The following is a 15,627-nucleotide window of genomic DNA, read 5'->3' as shown; positions in this document are numbered from 1 at the left end:
GCGGGCCTCACACTACCGCTGGCTTTTTCTGCTCCGCCTGCTGCACCGGGCGTGCCTTGCCCGGCATCCACTTCGCCACGACCGCGACGCCGACCAACGCGATCACTGCCGACACTAGCGCCGTGACGTGCATGCCGTCGATGAACGCGGTGTACGCCGGCTTGATCAGCGCCTGCCCCCTGTCACCGAGCCCCTGGATGACGCCCATCGTCTGGACGAGCGACTCGCCCGCGGTGTGCTGGACGTCAGCGGGCAGCCCGGCCAGCGAGGGGCTGATCTCGCTGCGGTAGTTGGACGACAGGACCGAGCCCAGCACGGCCACGCCGAGCGCGCCGGCCACCTGGCGGACGGTGTTGCTCATGGCCGAGCCGACACCGGCCTTCTCCCTGGGCAGCGACTCCATGATGGCGGTGGTGGCGGGCGGCATGATGTTGGCCATCGCGGCGCCCTGGACGAAGAAGACGAGCTCGATCAGCACGATCGGCGTGTCCTGGTCCATGAGCGCGTAGCTGGCCAGGGCGGCGGTCACCACGATCATGCTCACGGTGGCCGACAGCTTGGCGCCGAACCGCTCGTTCACGCGCTGGCTGAGCGGCGCGAAGATGAGCTGCGCGGCGGCGAAGGGGATCATCAGCGCCCCCGCCTGCACCGGCGAGAACCCCAGCACGATCTGCAGGTAGAAGGTCAGGAAGAACATCCCGCCCATCATCGCGAAGAAGACCATGCCCATCATGCCGATGGCCGAGCTGAAGCGGACGTTGCCGAAGTTGCGCACGTCGAAGATGGGGTGGTCGATACGCCGTTCCCACCACACGAACACGCCCAGCACCACCAGGCCGATCAGCGTGGGCACCAGCACCTCGGCGCTCGCCACGGTGCCCAGGTAGCCGCCGCGGATGATGCCGTAGACCACGGCCACCAGCCCGATGATGGACAGCACCACGCCGACCGGGTCGAGCTTGGACGGCTTCGGGTCACGCGACTCGGGCACGAAGGTGGCGATGAGGATCATGGCGATGATCACGATCGGCACGTTGATCAGGAAGACCGAGCCCCACCAGAAGTGCTCGATCAGCAGGCCGCCCGTGATCGGTCCGATCGCCACCGCGAGGCCCACGCCACCGGCCCAGATGCCGATCGCCTTGCCCCGCTCGCCGGGCGGGAAGATGTTGGAGATGATCGCCAGCGTCGCAGGCATGATCGCCGCGCCGCCGATGCCCATCGCCGCCCTCGCCAGGATCAGCTGCATCGGATCCTGGGAGTAGGCGCTGGCAAGTGAGGCCAGCCCGAACAGCGCCATGCCGATGAACAACATCCGCTTTCGCCCTGTTCGGTCGCCGATCACGCCGAACGTGAACAACAAACCGGCGAACACGAGCGTGTAGGAGTTGATCGCCCACTCCAGCTCGCTCTGCGTCGCCCCCAAACCGACCGTCTTGTCGGCGATGGTCTTCATCGCCACGTTGAGGATGGTGTTGTCCAGCACGACGGCCAGCAGGCTGAACACCAGCACACCGAGGATCCCCCAGCGGCGTGGATGGCCCGTCCTCGGGTCCACGACTGTGTCGTTCATGGCAGCATTCCTTAATTTCGATACGCCTGAGTTTCGCAACGACACCGTATCGCAAGCTATTCCGATACGCAACGGTCCCGTTTCGTAAACCCTGGGTAAACTCCGCCTCACCTCCCGGAGGAGGAAGTCGTCGCCGATAGGCCCGACGCCGCCTCTTCCTCCGCAAGCGGCGGCGTGGGCTTCTCAGGAGGGCGGCGGGACCAGAACGGGACGGCGGCGAGCACCATGGCCACACCCACCACGCCCGCCACCACGAACCCCCACGCCGGTCCGCTCCCGTCGATCACCGCGCCCACGATGGGGGCCGCGGCCGCGCCGCCGATCAGCAGGGCCGTGGCGTGCAAGCCCATCGCCTCGCCTCGCGCCCCGGTGGGCACCCACCGCGAGAGCAGGTCGACCGTGGCCGACAGCGACGGCGCGCAGAGCAACCCGGCCGGGACGAGCGCCAGGACCAGCCACTGCCAGCCGCCGCTCACCAGCCCCACCGGGATGGTGAGCAGGCCCATGGAGGCGATGAGCGTCAGGGGCGAGAAGCCACGTGACAGGCCGCCGTACACGAAGCCGCCGACGAGGGAGTAAACACACCAGACCGCCACGGCGAGGCCCACCCACTCGGTCTGGCCTGCCTGGTTCATGGTCGCGACCAGCGACAGCTCGGTCGCCATGAGCACGAACGTGGCCGCCGCGGTGGTGCCGAGCAGCGCCGCGAACCCGGGCGTGATCCACTGCCGCCTGGGCACCTTCACCGCCTGCTCCGCCAGCTCGTCGGCCGATCGGGTGGGCGGGTTGAGCACGATGAGGCCCAGGCCGGCGGCCGTCGTGCCGACCCCGATGACGATCATCGTGACCCCGCTGCCGAACGCCGTCAGCCCGGCCACCGCGAGGGCGGGACCCGCCATGTAAGACAGCTCGACCAGCATCGAGTCGAGCGCGAACGCGCTGCGCCGCTGGGGCACCGGCACCAGCGCGGCCAGGCACTGCCGGGTCACGCTGAAGACCGGCAGCGCCAGCAGCCCGGCCAGCGCCGCCGCCCCGATCAGGACGGGGTAGGGCAGCGCCCACGCGCACGCCCAGAACGCCGCCTGCGCCACGGTCGCGACGATGAGCACGGGACGCAGGCCGTGCTTGTCGACGAACCTTCCCGACAGCGGTGACCCGATCGCCATGCCGATCGTGTTGGCCATGGTGATCAGACCGGCCTTGCCGTATCCCAGGTCGAGCGCCACGGCGACGTGCAGGGTCAGCGTCATGCCCATCGCCGTGGACGGAATCCGCGCCAGCAGCCCCACCAGCAGTAACGCGGGGACGCCCGGGAGCTTGAGCAGTCGTCGGTAAGGGTCGAGAGCCATGTTGTTTGAAACCTCCTCGCCGATTCTGGCAACAGGCACCGACAGTTTCGCCACAGGTTTTCGGCCGCGTGAGGCCGCGTGACATCATCGGAAGAAGTCCGGGGACGCCGCTGGGGCGCCTCGAGACGTTTCTGGAGGGTTCAACACTCATGTCCTCTTCAACCACGCTGTACGGGGGCGCCTCCGGGCGCCGGGTCACCGTTCGCGACCTCACCGCCGCCAAGGAGCGCGGAGAGCGGTGGCCCATGGTCACCGCCTACGACGCGATGACGGCCAGGGTGTTCGACGACGCGGGCATCCCCGTCCTGCTGGTGGGCGACTCGGCGGCCATGGTCGTCTACGGGTACGACTCCACGCTCCCCGTGACGGTCGACGACCTGCTGCCCCTCACGGCGGCCGTCGTGCGCGGCTCGTCACGTGCCCTCGTGGTCGCGGACCTGCCGTTCGGGTCCTACCAGTCCTCGCCGCAGCAGGCGCTGGAGTCGGCGGCGCGCTTCATGAAGGAGGCGGGCGCCCACGCGGTCAAGCTGGAGGGCGGCCGTCGCGTCCTGCCCCAGGTGGAGGCGCTGGTCTCGGCCGGGGTCCCGGTCATGGCCCACCTCGGGCTCACCCCGCAGTCGGTGAACGTCCTGGGCGGCTACCGCGTCCAGGGCCGCGGGCAGTCGGGCGACGAGCTCATGGCGGACGCGAAGGACCTGGAACGGGCGGGGGCGTTCTCCGTGGTGCTGGAGTGCGTGCCGGCCGACCTGGCGCAGCGGGTGACGGCGTCGCTGGCGATCCCGACCATCGGCATCGGGGCGGGCGCGGGGACGGACGCGCAGGTCCTGGTGTGGCAGGACATGATGGGGCTCACGCCGCGACCGGCCCGCTTCGTCAAGCGCTATGCGGACCTGGCCGAGGAGATGGACCGCGCCGTCCGCGCCTTCGCCACCGACGTGGCCTCGGGCGCCTTCCCCGCACCGGAGCACACGTACAGCTGACCCGGGCGCGGGACGTCACCCCGGAACGAGGGGCGGGTCAGGCGGTGAGCGTGGCGGGGTCGGTGTTGGAACCGCACAGCACCACTGCCACCCGCTCCCCCGGCGCCGGGGTGTAGACGCCCGACAGCAGGGCGGCGTACGCGGTCGCGCCCGCGGGCTCGGCCGCCACCCGGTGCCGCGCCCAGAGCGTACGCCGGGCCTGCAGGATCGCCTCGTCGCTCACCAGCACGCTCCGCACGCGGGGCGACGAAAGGATCCCGAACGGGATGGCGCCGAGCTTGGTGGCGCCCAACGCGTCGGCCGCCACCCCGCCGACCTCGACCGGCACCGGCTCCCCTGCCCGCAGTGCCTCGTGCAGGGTCGGGATCCGCTCGGGCTCCACCGCGACGATCCGCGGCCCGGCCACCGCCCCGGGCTCAGAAGCGGACCTGGGCGAGCCTCCCGGCCCGCCACCGGACGCGGACCCGGGCGAAGACGCGCCGCCGGAGGTGCCCAGGGTGGTCCCCGCGGCGAGGCCGCCCCCGCCGACGGCGACCACCACCGTGTCGACGCCACCCGTCTGCTCCACGATCTCCAGCCCCGTGGTCCCCTGCCCCGCCACCACCTCGGCCTGGTCGTACGCGTGCACCACCAGCGCCCCCGTCTCCGCGGCGCGCTTGGCAGCGGCCTCGGCGGCGTCGGAGTAGATGGCACCGGTCTGCGTGATGTGCGCCCCCAGCGCCGCGAGCCCCGCCACCTTCACCGGGCTGGTCACCTCGGGCACGAAGATCTCCGCCCGCACCCCCAGGGCCCGCGCCGCGTAGGCCACCGCCAGCCCGTGGTTGCCGCCGCTGGCGGCGATCACCCCGCTGGGCGGCAGCTCGCCGGCCGACAGCATGCGGTTGAACGCCCCCCGCACCTTGAACGACCCCGAGTGCTGCAGCAGCTCCAGCTTGAAGAAGAGCCCGGGCGAGATCTCGAGGACCGGCGTGCGGAGCACGTGCCCGTCGATGCGATGGGCCGCGGTCAGCACATCCGAATAATCCACAATGGCCACTATGCCAGGGCCTGGGATACGTCGGCCCACAGGTCCTCGGGGTGCTCGATGCCCACCGCGATGCGTACGGTGCCCTCGCCGATCCCGCTCCTGGCCAGCTCCTCGGCGCTCAGCGCACGATGCGACGTCGTGGCGGGGTGCAGGACGAGCGTCTCCACACCCCCGAGCGAAGGAGCGAGCAGCGCCAGGCGTACGGAGCTCATGAACTTCTCCCCGGCCGCCCGCCCGCCGGCGAGATCGAACGAGAGGACACCGCCGAAGTCGGACAGCAGCTTCCCGGCCAGTTCGTACGAGGGATGCGAGGAGAGCCCCGGCCAGTGCACGGCGGTGACGGCGGGGTGCTCGGCGAGGCGGGTGGCGAGGAGACGCGCGTTGGAGCAGTGGCGCTCCATCCGCAACCCCAGCGTCTGCAGCCCCCGCAGCGACAGCCAGGCCGCGAACGGATCCGCCGAGGCCCCGAGCTCGATCGCGAAGTGCCACACCTTCTCGTGGAGCGAGGAGGAGGCGAACACGGCGATCCCGCCCACCACGTCGGTGTGCCCGGACAGGTATTTGGTGGTGGAGTGTACGACGATGTCCGCCCCGTGCTCGATGGGCCGGCAGAGCAGGGCCGTGGCGAAGGTGTTGTCCACCACGGACAGGATCCCCAGCTCACGGGCCGCCGCGAACATCCCGGGCAGGTCGGCGACCAGCGTCATCGGGTTGCTGATCGTCTCCAGGTAGACCAGCCTGGTCTCCGGCCGGACGGCGGCGCGCAGGGCGGCGGGGTCGTTCTCGGGCACGTACGTGACCGTGATCCCGAACCTGCCGACCAGGTCGTTGATCATGGCGGCGGTCCCGCCGTACAGGGACTTCTGGGCGATGAGGTGGTCGCCGGGCTTGAGCAGGCCGAGCAGGACGGTGTTGATCGCGCCCATGCCCGAGCCGGTGGCGATGGCCGCGGCACCGCCCTCCAGGTCGGCGACGGCCAGCTCCAGCGCGCGCACGGTGGGGTTGGTGTAGCGCCCGTACACGAACGGCCCGTCGGCCCGCCCCATCGCGTCGGCCATCACGGCGGGGTCGTCGAAGGTGAACCCGGAGGTCTGGTAGATCGGCATGGTGATCGGGCGGCTGCCCTCGACGGAAGGTTGCGGCAGGTGAACGGCGCGGGTTTCCGGACGGAGCATCTCAGGACGGGGTTCGGTCATAGAGCAAGGATCGCCGCAAGAAGGGGCCAATGTGAGAGCCAATACGACAGAATTGGTCCATGAATGGGGCCAATCTTGATGATCTCATCGATCTGCTGGGCCGCTGGGCGTCGGGCCGCGGCCCGCTGTACCTGCTGCTCGCGGCCAGGCTGCGGGCCCTGATCGACGACGGCGTGCTGCCGCCGGACCAGCCGCTCCCGCCCGACCGGGTGCTCGCCAAGCGGCTGGCGGTGGGCCGGGGCACCGTGGTGGCCGCGTACGACCTGCTGCATCAGGAGGGCCGCGTGGTGCGCCGCCAGGGCAGCGGCACCCGGGTGGCCGCGCTCGACCTGCCCTCGACGAGGACCGCCGACGGCGTGGTGGCCAACCCGCTGCTGCAGCACATCCTGCACCCGCCGGACGGCGTTCAGCTCCTGACCTGCGCCGCGCCGCACGACATGCCGGTCGCGATGTTCGAGGCGTACGAGGAGGCGGGCGCGCGGCTGGCCGGGACGCGCGACCTGGGCTACCAGCCTGCCGGCCACCCGGCCCTGCGCGCGGCGCTGGCCGCCTACTACAGCGGCCGCGGCGTGCCCACGACGGCCGAGCAGATCATGGTGACGACGGGCGCGCAGCAGGCGCTCACGCTGCTGACCGGGCTGCTGGTGGCGCCCGGTGACACCGTGCTGGCCGAGACGCCGACGTACCCGGGCGCGCTGGAGGTGTTCCGGCACGCCGCCGCCGTCATCCGGCCGGGGACGGCGGAGGACCTGCGCGAACGCCCCGTCATGGCCTACTTCGTGCCCACCGCCCGCAACCCGGACGGCTCGATCATGGACCGCCCGGCCCGCAGGCGGCTGGCCACGCTGGCCGCCGAGCACGACGTGCCGCTGATCGACGACGAGGTCTGCGCCGAGCTCTGCTTCACCGGCGAGACTCCTCCGCCGCTGGCCTCGTTCAAGGACGGAGAGCACCAGATCTCCGTCGGCTCGCTGAGCAAGCTCGTCTGGGGCGGGCTACGGGTCGGGTGGATCCGCGCGGCGGCGCCGCTGGTCTCACGGCTGGCCAGGCTGCGGGCCGTGCACGACCTGGGCGGCGAGGTCTTCAGCCAGCTCGCCGCCGTCGCCCTGCTGCGCCGCCTGGACGAGGTACGCGCGGCGCGCGTGCGCACGCTGCGCGAGCGCCACGACCACCTGTGCGCCGAGCTGCGCGCACACCTGCCGTCGTGGTCCTTCGAGTCGGCGCTCGGCGGCCAGACCATCTGGGTGCGGATCCCGCGCGGCGATGTCGACTCGTTCGCCCAGCTCGCGCTCAGGCACGGCGTCGCGGTGCCGCCGGGAAGGTCGTTCGACCCGCTCGGCGGGCACGCGGACCGCATGCGCCTGCACTTCCTCTTCCCGGAGGATGAGCTTTCGCGAGCAGTGAACAACCTGGCCGCGGCCTGGGCGTTCTACGACGGAGCGGGCCGATCGGTCTCCCGCCACCCCCTGGTCGTCTGACAGTGTGGACCCCATGGAGACGACGTTCGTACTCGTGCACAGCCCCTCCGTCGGGCCCTCGACGTGGGCGCCCGTGGCCGAGTCCCTGGAGCGCCGCGGGCACGCGGCCGTGGTGCCCGACCTGACCGGCGTGGCGGCGGGCGGCGCGCCCTACTGGCCGCGGGTGGTGGAGGCGGTGCGCGCGGCCACCCCGGACACGCCCGTCGTGCTGGCCGTGCACAGCAACGCGGGCTTCTTCCTGCCGCTGATCAAGGAGGGCCTGGGCGAGCGGGTGGTGGCGTGCGTGTTCGCCGACGCGCACATCCCGCCGCGTGAGGGCCTGATCAAGATCGCGGACGAGAGCTTCCTGCCGTTCCTGCATGACCTGGCGGGCCCCGACGGCGTGCTGCCGCGCTGGACCGACTGGTGGGACGAGGAGGACGTGGTGGCCATGCTGCCCGATCCCGCCGTGCGCATCCGGGTGGCGGCCGAGCAGCCGCGGCTGCCGCTCGACTACTACACCCAGCTCGTCCCCGTGCCCGCCGGGTGGGACGACGTCAGGTGCTCGTGCCTGTGGTTCGGCCCGCCATACGAGAACGTCGCCGAGGAGGCGGGACGGCGGGGCTGGCCCGTGACCCGCGTGCCCGGCATGCACCTGCACCAGCTCGTCGACCCTGAGGGCGTCACGGACGCGCTGCTCAAGCTCTCACGGAAGTCGTGAATTCTTCACTGTCGCCCCGCGACCGGCCCCGAAACACTCGAACGCATGACAGCGATCGAAGTGAACGGGCTCAGGAAGAGCCACCAGGGGTTCGAGGCGGTGAAGGGCATCTCGTTCGAGGTGGCCGAAGGCCAGATCTTCGCCCTGCTGGGCAGGAACGGCGCGGGCAAGACCACCACGATCGAGGTGCTCGCCGGCTTCCAGCGGGCCGACGGCGGGACCGTGCGGGTGCTCGGCCTCGACCCGTACGCCGACCGCGCGGCCGTCAGGCAGCGCACCGGGATCATGTTGCAGGAGGCCGGGTTCTTCCCTGACCTGACGGTGGCCCAGACCCTTGCCACCTGGCGCGACTTCACCGCCGCGCCCCGCCCGCGCGACGAGGCGCTGGAGCTGGCGGGGCTGACGGGCAAGCAGGCCACCAAGGTCCGCCAGCTCTCGGGCGGCGAGAAGCGCCGGCTCGATCTGGCGCTGGCCTTGCTGGGCCGTCCTGACGTGCTGTTCCTCGACGAGCCGACCACCGGCATGGACCCCGAGGCACGCAGGAGCACCTGGGACGTCATCCGCGATCTGGCCGGGCAGGGCACCACGATCCTGCTCACCACGCACTACCTGGACGAGGCACAGCGCCTGGCCTCCGCCATGGCGATCATGGATGAGGGCGAGGTGGTCGCGTCGGGCGACATGGCGGAGACCCTCGCCGCCAGGTCGGGGCGGGTGGCGTTCCGGCTGCCCGCGCACGTCGACCCGGCCGACCTGCCGCTGCCGGTCACCGTGGAGGGCGACAGCGCCGTCTGCCGCGCCGAGGACCCGGACCTGGCCGCGCAGACGCTCCTGACCTGGGCGGCGGGGCGCGGCCTGCGCCTGGCGGGCCTGGAGGTCCGCACGGCCACCCTCGAAGACCTCTTCCTGGACCTCGCAAGGAGCGCCCGATGAGCCTGACCGCGACCTACCGCCTCGGCACGCGCCTGTTCTGGCGGGACAAGACCATGCTGTTCGCCTCGGTGCTCACCCCGGTGGGGCTGGCCGTCGGGATGCCGCTGCTCATGAAGCAGGTGCTGGGCGCCCCGTCAGCCGTCTCGATCTTCCAGAGCACGATCTCGATCCTGCTGGCGATCACCGCGTTCATGAACATCGCCGTCGCCCTGGCCACCCGCCGCGACCAGCTCGTGCTCAAGCGGCTGCGGTCCGGCCGGCTGACGGACGGGCAGATCCTGCTCGGCCAGATCGCCAGCACGGCCACACAGACCATGGCCATGATCGTGCTGTGCACGGTGGCCGTGTGGCTCCTGGCCGATGTCCCGCTGCCCGGCGACCCCCTGTCCTTCGCCGCGATCACGGTCGCGGGGTCGGCCGTGCTGTCCCTGCTCGGCGCCGCGTACACGGCCGCGATCCCCCGCGCCGAGCTGGCCGCGGCCTTCACCACACCCGTCTTCCTGCTGGCCGGGGTCTCGGCGGGCGCGATGGGCCCCATCCCGCTGCCCTCGTGGCTGCGGCCCGTCCTGGACCTGCTGCCCACCACCGCCGTCGTGAACGCCGTCAAGACCGGCGAGCCGGCCGTGCCCGCCCTGGTCCTGGCCGCCTGGACGGTCGTCGGGCTCGTCGCGATCCGGCTGTGGTTCCGCTGGGAACCCCGCCGGTCATAGGTGCACAACCCGCTACCTGTGGCGAGCCGCTGGACGCGACTCACCATAGGTGCACAACCCGATACCTGTGGCGAGCCGCTGGACGCGGCTCACCATAACGGCTCCGACATAATCGTCGGCGTGATCTCCCAATCGGCGAGGCGGCTCGCGAGCGGCCTCATCGCCGCCGTCTCGGTCGCCTACACGGTGATCGCGCTGCTGTACTTCCTGCAGGGCCCGGTCTTCGGCACGACGGCCGGCCTCGCGATAGCCGCCGTGATCTCCACGCACTACCTGAACATGCGGGCCGGCCTGCGCGGCGAGCGCCCGCCCGCCTTCCCGCTCACACTCGTGCTCCAGGCGGTCGCCACGTACCTGCCTGACGTCCTGCTGCCCGGCGGCATGTCGGCGGTGGCCGCGCCCATGCTGGCCGGCTCGCTGCTGGTGCTGCTGCCGCTGGGCTGGGGCGGCGCGCTGGTGGTGCTGATGATGCTGTACGAGGGCGCCGCGATGTGGGTGAACGCGGACCTCTTGGTGGTCACCCTCTTCTACGTGGTCACCGTGCCCACCACGGGTGCAATGATCTACGCGCTCGTCCGGTTCGCGCGCGTGACGGCGGACCTGGAGCAGGCCAGGGCCGAGCTGGCGGACGCCGCGGTGCTCAAGGAGCGCCTGCGCATCTCCCGCGACCTGCACGACGGCCTCGGACGCAGCCTCACCGCGATCGCGCTCAAGGGCGACCTGGCCTCCCGGCTCGTGGAGCGCGACCCGGCCGCCGCCCGTACGGAGGTGGGCGAGCTGGTGCAGGTCGCCAGGGAGGCGGCCCAGGACGTACGCCAGGTGGCCAGGGGCTACCGCGCGATGTCGCTGGCGGGCGAGGTGGACCGGGCGGTGGCGCTGCTGGAGTCGTCGGGCATAGGCGCCCAGGCGCACCTGGCGGACGTGGCGGTGCCGAGCCGCTCGGAGGAGGCGCTGGCCTGGGCCGTACGCGAGGCGGTCACCAACGTGCTGCGCCACAGCAGGGCCATGACCTGCACGATCACCACGTCCGTGAACGGCGGCAGGCTCCGGCTCGAGGTGGCCAACGACGGCGTCCCCGGCTCTCCTGGCCCCGCCGGAGGCGGCCTCACGGGACTACAGGAGCGGGCGGCCCAGGCAGGCGGCTCCTGCACCGCCGCCCCGACCGGAGCCGGCGGCTTCCTCCTGGCCATGGAGGTCGCGGCGTGATCAGGGTGCTGATGGCCGAGGACATGCACATGATCCGCGCCGCGCTCACCGCCCTGCTCCGCCTGGAGCCGGACATCGAGGTGGTCGCGGAGGTGATCAGGGGCGACGAGATCGTGCCCGAGGCCCTCCGGGTCCGGCCCGACGTCGCCGTCGTGGACATCGACCTGCCGGTGCTCGACGGCATCACGGCGGCCGCCACGCTCCTGGAGCGCCTTCCGTCGTGCCGCGTCCTGGTGCTCACGGCCATGGGCCAGCCGGGCCACGTACGCAGGGCGCTGGCCGCGGGCATCGAGGCGTTCCTGGTCAAGGACGCCCCCGGCGACCGCCTGGCGGACGCGATCAGGCGCACCGCGTCCGGACTGCGCGTGCTGGACGCCGAGCTGGTGTCCTCGGCCATGCAGTACGGCGAAAGCCCCCTGACGCCGCGCGAGTCCACGGTGCTCAAGGAGGCCGCCAGGGGCGCCTCGGCCGAGGAGATCGCCTCCCGCCTCCACCTGTCCCCCGGCACCGTACGCAACTACCTGACCGGGGCGATCGCGAAGACGGGAGCCCGCAACAAGATCGACGCCATCCGCATCGCCGAGGACGCGGGCTGGTTATGACACCCGCCCGCCGGCCGTGCGGCATGGCGCCACGGTGACGCGCTGCCCGCCGCCGCGCCGACGCCGGTCAGATGTCGGTGATGCGCAGCCCGGCGTGCGCCTTGTAGCGGCGGTTCACGGAAATGATGTTGGCGGTGAGCGCCTCGATCTGGTGAGAGTTGCGCAACCGCCCCCCGTAGACGCCGCGCACCCCCGGGATGACCTCGGCCAGCGCCTGCACCGTGTCGGTGGCCTCGCGGTCGTCGCCGAGCACCAGGACGTCGAGGTCCACCTTCTCCACCGCCGGATCCATCAGCAGGACCGCCGACACGTGGTGGAAGGCCGCCACCACCCGGCTCTCGGCCAGCACCGCGGCCGCCTGCTGCGCCGCGCTCCCCTCCTCCACCGGCAGCGCGTAGGCGCCCTGCTTGTCGAACCGGAGCGGGTTGACGCAGTCGACCACGATCTTCCCGGCCAGCTCGGCGCGCAGGGACTCCAGCAACGCCTTGTGCCCCTCGTACGGCACCGCCACGATCACGATGTCGGCCTGGGCGGCGACGGCGGCGTTCTCGGCGCCGGTCGCGCCCGCCCCGATGTCGGCGGCCGCGTCCTGGGCGCGCTGCGCGCTGCGCGACCCGATCAGCACCTGATGCCCCGCCAGCGCGAACCGCCGCGCCAGCCCCTTCCCCTGGTCGCCGGTGCCGCCAAGGATGCCGATGGAAAGTCCGCTCACATCTGTCATAGGCCAGATCATGCCACCCCGCTGAACGGCACCCGACTCGGCCACCCCCACGCCCGGCTCACCACGCCGCTTTTCTCACTGCTCCGCTTCCGCGCGCTGGGCGGGAGCACACCGTCGAAGCGGAGGACGGATGAGACACGGCGTGGGACAGGATGAACCCGGCACGGGGCGGCCGGGCTCGGATCGTCGAGCCCGGCCGCGGAATCAGTCAGCAGTTGCCGATGGCAGGCAGCCCGAGGATCCGCAGGGCCAGCCATTCGATGGCCAGCGGCCCTCCTTCGACGGCCCCCGTGACATGGTCGGGCGCGGGCAGCGCGGCCCACCGCACGTTCACGCCGGCCCGGCAGTACTCGGAGCGCAGCGTGGACCCGACGGCGAGCGGGATGATCTCGTCGCCCTGCGCGTGATACAGGAACATGGGCACCCGTGGAGCCGTGGCGCCCAGGCGGTTCTGCCCGAGCCGGGCCAGCCACTTCGGCTGGTTGAGCAGATCGACCGGGCTCAGGTCGGAGAAGCGCAGCCCGGCCAGCTTGCCGAGGTCGCCCACGCAGTCGTCGGCGGCGTCGGCGAGCAGGGCGCGGCCCCGGTCGTTGAGGTCGGCTTCGAGGTCCAGCTCGGGATAGGCCGCGTCGAGCCCGACCCCGGCCGCCGCCCCCAGCCCGAAGTTCGGCCCGCCGTCCAGGTGGTCCGCGACCGCGTGCAGGTCAGCGGGCACGCCACCGGCCGCGACACCCTTGAGCCGCAGCTCGGGCGCGTACGACGGCTGCAGTTGCGCCGCCCACCCGGCCGACGAGCCGCCCTGGGAGTAGCCCATGACGGCGACCGGCGCCTTGCTCGACAGCCCGGCCCCGGACACGCGGGTGGCGGCCCTGATCGAGTCGAGCACGGCGTGCCCCTGCGAGATCCCGGCCATGTACGTGTGCGGCCCGGGCGTGCCGAGCCCCTCGTAGTCGGTCATGGCCACCGCGAACCCCTTGAGCAGGAACAGGCTCACCAGCGCGAGCTCGGCCTCCTTGCCCTGGCTCATGCTGACCGAGGGGGCGCACTGGTCGCCGAGCCCGTGGGTGCCCACCGCGTACCCGATGATGGGGCGCGCGCCGAGCGGATAGCTGCTCTTGGGCACGAGCAGCGTTCCCGACACGGTGTTGAGCGAGCCGGTGGCGGAGGTGGAGTTGTAGCGGAGGTGCCAGGCGTTGACCGGGACCTCCAGCAGCTTGCCCGGCAGCAGGTAGACGGTGGTGGGCTGGGCGGAGACCACGTCCCCCGGAGCCGCGGCGCGGGCCGGGGTCGTGGTGAGGGACATGATCAATAACAGGATCATGGACATGCTGACGCGGACACGTAAGGTCATGTGCCGCCCCTCTCCGTGAGGACCACATACTTGGGACGGCGGCGCCGCGAGCCGATCGTTACCCGGGAGTAACCCCGTGTCAAGGCCTGAAATGACGCGGAAACAGACGTTGTGTCAACACATCACTCGCGAATCAGCCACCCCGCGCGTGCCTGGTCGTGCACCATGGTTGACATGGACTCAGGATCGGTGGCCCTGCTACGCGAGCTCCTCGCCGAGACCGGCTGGCTCGAACGCGCCCGCGAGCTGGGCGTCGCCCTGCGCGCCACCCGCTCGCCCGGCGGCCTGCTCCTGGTCGGCACGCCCGACGAGGAGCCCTGGCACCTGACCGCGCACCTCGCCGACGAGGCCAGGTTCTCGGGGTTGTCGCAGCTCACGCCCACGCTGGTGCGCTGGGCGCCGCCCCTCGACGCGCCCGCCCACCTGCGTGTCGGCCTCGAACGCCTGGAGCAGGCGGCCAGGGGCGAGACGCTGTTCGTGCTGTCCGAGCAGCAGGCGCCGGTCCCGCTGCTCGAGCGCGTGAACGACGCGCGGCGCACCGGGGCGACCATCCTGGCCATCGAGGGCGGCGACCGCGAGCTGGCCGGGCTGGCTCACGACGCCATCCAGGTGCCGCACGACGGGCTGGTGACGTTCGACGGGGCGCAGCATCTGGTGAGCGCGGCGGCCGGCGAGCCGGAGCGCCGCCCCGGTCTGCGCGAGCGGCTGGCCCGCCTGCTCGAGAAGGTCAGCGGTCCCCAGCTGGCGGACTAGCCAGGCGGCCCCCGGCCGGCGGATCGTCCAGGTGGTCCTCAGCCGGTTGAGCTGCCAGGCGTCCGCTCAGCGACGTGCCCAGCGCCGCCGTGGCGTCCTCGATCGCGCCGATCACCACGGCCTGCACGGGGTCGGGCTCCCCCGACCTGGTACGGCTCACCCGCGTGACGGCGTCCAGCCTGCGCGCCCCCACGTCGCGGATCTCGCTCACCCGCACCTCGCCCTCGGGCACGTCCAGCAGGGCCAGCGCGGGCACGATCGCCACCCCGTGCCCGGCCGCCACCAGCGCGAGCGTGGGCCCGAACTCCGTGATGACGTGCACCTTGCGCGGCTCCAGCCCGTGCAGCCCCGCCAGCCGTTCCAGCGCCTGACCGCACGCCTGGTTCGGCTCGCTGGCCACCCACGGCTTCTCCATCAGGTCGGCGACCGTGAGCGGGTCGGGCCAGTCGGGCGGCAGCACGATGCGGTACTCGTCCACGTAGAGCAGCCGGGTGCGCAGCGACGGCTGTGACAGCGCGGGCAGGCTCATGTCCTGCTCGGTGATGAGCACGTCCACGGCTCCCATCCGCAGCTCCTGCAGCGCGGGCTGGCCGTAGATCTCGTGGATGATCGGAGTGATCTTGGGGTGGCGGGCGGCCAGGGCACGCATGGCGGGCACCAGCACATGTGTGATGACCGTGGGGAAGGCGGCGATGCGCACGGGCCCGGCCAGGCGTTCGGTGAAGCGGGTGAGCTCCCGCTTGGCCTCCAGCAGCTCCTCCTCCACGCGCTCGGCGTAACCGGCGAGCACCCGCCCGGCCGGGGTGAGCGAGACGCTGCGCTGGGAGCGGTCGATGAGGGCCAGCCCGACCTCGCGTTCGAGCTGCGCGAGCTGCTGGGAGACGGCGGAGGGGGTGAGGTAGAGCGCCTCGGCGGCCCGCATCACGCCGCCGCGACGGGCGACCTCGTGGAGGATACGCAGCCGCCGTGGATCAATATCCATGCAGGTCAGCTTACGCGCACCTTTAGGTTTCTTTATTTGTGCTTCAGGACGATTAATCCGGACAAT

15 protein-coding genes are annotated in these 15,627 nt (G+C 71.9%); 8 read left to right on the top strand and 7 right to left on the bottom strand.

Annotated elements, in window-relative coordinates:
* Window positions 1-7: 7 nt before the first annotated feature.
* Both ACIBVN_RS39210 and ACIBVN_RS39205 read right to left on the bottom strand, forming a co-directional pair.
* Window positions 8-1,573 carry an MFS transporter gene (locus ACIBVN_RS39210; RefSeq protein ID WP_397145356.1) on the bottom strand — a complete coding sequence of 522 codons (1,566 nt, stop codon included), beginning with the start codon at window positions 1,571-1,573 and terminating at the stop codon, window positions 8-10.
* Window positions 1,574-1,680: 107 nt separating this feature from the next.
* Window positions 1,681-2,922, bottom strand: a complete 1,242-nt coding sequence (locus ACIBVN_RS39205; protein ID WP_397145355.1) for an MFS transporter — start codon at window positions 2,920-2,922, stop codon at window positions 1,681-1,683.
* Window positions 2,923-3,071: 149 nt separating this feature from the next.
* Between ACIBVN_RS39205 and panB the strand changes: the two genes are divergently transcribed.
* Window positions 3,072-3,902 (top strand): 3-methyl-2-oxobutanoate hydroxymethyltransferase, encoded by an 831-nt coding sequence (gene panB, locus ACIBVN_RS39200; RefSeq protein WP_397145354.1) that lies wholly within the window; start codon window positions 3,072-3,074, stop codon window positions 3,900-3,902.
* A 37-nt stretch (window positions 3,903-3,939) separates the two neighbouring features.
* Here the strand turns inward: panB and ACIBVN_RS39195 are convergent, their stop codons facing one another.
* Together ACIBVN_RS39195 and ACIBVN_RS39190 are read right to left on the bottom strand one after the other, a co-directional pair.
* Entirely contained in the window at window positions 3,940-4,929 is a 990-nt protein-coding gene (locus tag ACIBVN_RS39195; RefSeq protein ID WP_397145353.1) for a pyridoxal-phosphate dependent enzyme, read from the bottom strand.
* An 8-nt stretch (window positions 4,930-4,937) separates the two neighbouring features.
* Window positions 4,938-6,125, bottom strand: a complete 1,188-nt coding sequence (locus tag ACIBVN_RS39190; RefSeq protein ID WP_397145352.1) for a trans-sulfuration enzyme family protein — start codon at window positions 6,123-6,125, stop codon at window positions 4,938-4,940.
* Between the two features lie 59 nt (window positions 6,126-6,184).
* Here ACIBVN_RS39190 and ACIBVN_RS39185 point away from each other — a divergent pair, with 59 nt between their 5' ends.
* From ACIBVN_RS39185 to ACIBVN_RS39160, 6 genes are all read left to right on the top strand, one after another.
* Entirely contained in the window at window positions 6,185-7,603 is a 1,419-nt protein-coding gene (locus ACIBVN_RS39185; RefSeq protein WP_397145351.1) for a PLP-dependent aminotransferase family protein, read from the top strand.
* Between the two features lie 13 nt (window positions 7,604-7,616).
* The gene (locus ACIBVN_RS39180; RefSeq protein WP_349448199.1) at window positions 7,617-8,303 is read left to right on the top strand and encodes an alpha/beta hydrolase; all 687 of its coding nucleotides are present in this window, start codon (window positions 7,617-7,619) and stop codon (window positions 8,301-8,303) included.
* A 45-nt stretch (window positions 8,304-8,348) separates the two neighbouring features.
* On the top strand, window positions 8,349-9,236 hold the full coding sequence (locus tag ACIBVN_RS39175; protein ID WP_397145350.1) for an ABC transporter ATP-binding protein: 888 nt from the start codon (window positions 8,349-8,351) through the stop codon (window positions 9,234-9,236).
* Complete coding sequence (locus tag ACIBVN_RS39170) at window positions 9,233-9,946, top strand: ABC transporter permease (protein WP_397145349.1); 714 nt, start codon at window positions 9,233-9,235, stop codon at window positions 9,944-9,946. The genes ACIBVN_RS39175 and ACIBVN_RS39170 overlap by 4 nt, the downstream gene beginning before the upstream one ends.
* 120 nt (window positions 9,947-10,066) lie before the next feature.
* Window positions 10,067-11,152, top strand: coding sequence for a sensor histidine kinase (locus ACIBVN_RS39165; RefSeq protein ID WP_397145348.1), 1,086 nt, complete (start codon window positions 10,067-10,069; stop codon window positions 11,150-11,152).
* Window positions 11,149-11,754: a DNA-binding response regulator gene (locus tag ACIBVN_RS39160; protein WP_397145347.1), complete on the top strand. Its 606-nt coding sequence runs from the start codon at window positions 11,149-11,151 to the stop codon at window positions 11,752-11,754. The genes ACIBVN_RS39165 and ACIBVN_RS39160 overlap by 4 nt, the downstream gene beginning before the upstream one ends.
* Before the next feature lie 67 nt (window positions 11,755-11,821).
* Here ACIBVN_RS39160 and npdG read toward each other — a convergent pair whose 3' ends face one another.
* The gene (gene npdG, locus ACIBVN_RS39155) at window positions 11,822-12,475 is read right to left on the bottom strand and encodes an NADPH-dependent F420 reductase (protein ID WP_397145346.1); all 654 of its coding nucleotides are present in this window, start codon (window positions 12,473-12,475) and stop codon (window positions 11,822-11,824) included.
* A 208-nt stretch (window positions 12,476-12,683) separates the two neighbouring features.
* A complete protein-coding gene (locus tag ACIBVN_RS39150; protein WP_397145345.1) occupies window positions 12,684-13,826 on the bottom strand; it encodes a lipase family protein in 1,143 nt (380 codons plus the stop codon).
* Window positions 13,827-14,000: 174 nt separating this feature from the next.
* Between ACIBVN_RS39150 and ACIBVN_RS39145 the strand changes: the two genes are divergently transcribed.
* The gene (locus ACIBVN_RS39145) at window positions 14,001-14,579 is read left to right on the top strand and encodes a hypothetical protein (protein ID WP_397145344.1); all 579 of its coding nucleotides are present in this window, start codon (window positions 14,001-14,003) and stop codon (window positions 14,577-14,579) included.
* Here ACIBVN_RS39145 and ACIBVN_RS39140 read toward each other — a convergent pair.
* Window positions 14,554-15,561 carry a LysR family transcriptional regulator gene (locus tag ACIBVN_RS39140; protein WP_397145343.1) on the bottom strand — a complete coding sequence of 336 codons (1,008 nt, stop codon included), beginning with the start codon at window positions 15,559-15,561 and terminating at the stop codon, window positions 14,554-14,556. The two genes, ACIBVN_RS39145 and ACIBVN_RS39140, sit on opposite strands and share 26 nt — an antisense overlap.
* Window positions 15,562-15,627: the final 66 nt, after the last annotated feature.

The sequence above is a fragment of the Nonomuraea sp. NPDC049400 genome, from assembly GCF_044466425.1.
Taxonomy (GTDB): domain Bacteria; phylum Actinomycetota; class Actinomycetes; order Streptosporangiales; family Streptosporangiaceae; genus Nonomuraea.
This window is presented reverse-complemented; position numbering and strand designations above follow the sequence as displayed.

Bases quoted from the DNA above. Each gene is read 5' to 3' on its own strand.
- ACIBVN_RS39145 (WP_397145344.1), top strand. From the start codon at position 14,001: ATGGACTCAGGATCGGTGGCCCTGCTACGCGAGCTCCTCGCCGAGACC.
- npdG (WP_397145346.1), bottom strand. From the start codon at position 12,475: ATGACAGATGTGAGCGGACTTTCCATCGGCATCCTTGGCGGCACCGGC.
- ACIBVN_RS39175 (WP_397145350.1), top strand. From the start codon at position 8,349: ATGACAGCGATCGAAGTGAACGGGCTCAGGAAGAGCCACCAGGGGTTC.
- ACIBVN_RS39170 (WP_397145349.1), top strand. From the start codon at position 9,233: ATGAGCCTGACCGCGACCTACCGCCTCGGCACGCGCCTGTTCTGGCGG.
- ACIBVN_RS39210 (WP_397145356.1), bottom strand. From the start codon at position 1,573: ATGAACGACACAGTCGTGGACCCGAGGACGGGCCATCCACGCCGCTGG.
- ACIBVN_RS39190 (WP_397145352.1), bottom strand. From the start codon at position 6,125: ATGACCGAACCCCGTCCTGAGATGCTCCGTCCGGAAACCCGCGCCGTT.
- ACIBVN_RS39185 (WP_397145351.1), top strand. From the start codon at position 6,185: ATGAATGGGGCCAATCTTGATGATCTCATCGATCTGCTGGGCCGCTGG.
- panB (WP_397145354.1), top strand. From the start codon at position 3,072: ATGTCCTCTTCAACCACGCTGTACGGGGGCGCCTCCGGGCGCCGGGTC.
- ACIBVN_RS39140 (WP_397145343.1), bottom strand. From the start codon at position 15,561: ATGGATATTGATCCACGGCGGCTGCGTATCCTCCACGAGGTCGCCCGT.
- ACIBVN_RS39150 (WP_397145345.1), bottom strand. From the start codon at position 13,826: ATGACCTTACGTGTCCGCGTCAGCATGTCCATGATCCTGTTATTGATC.
- ACIBVN_RS39180 (WP_349448199.1), top strand. From the start codon at position 7,617: ATGGAGACGACGTTCGTACTCGTGCACAGCCCCTCCGTCGGGCCCTCG.
- ACIBVN_RS39205 (WP_397145355.1), bottom strand. From the start codon at position 2,922: ATGGCTCTCGACCCTTACCGACGACTGCTCAAGCTCCCGGGCGTCCCC.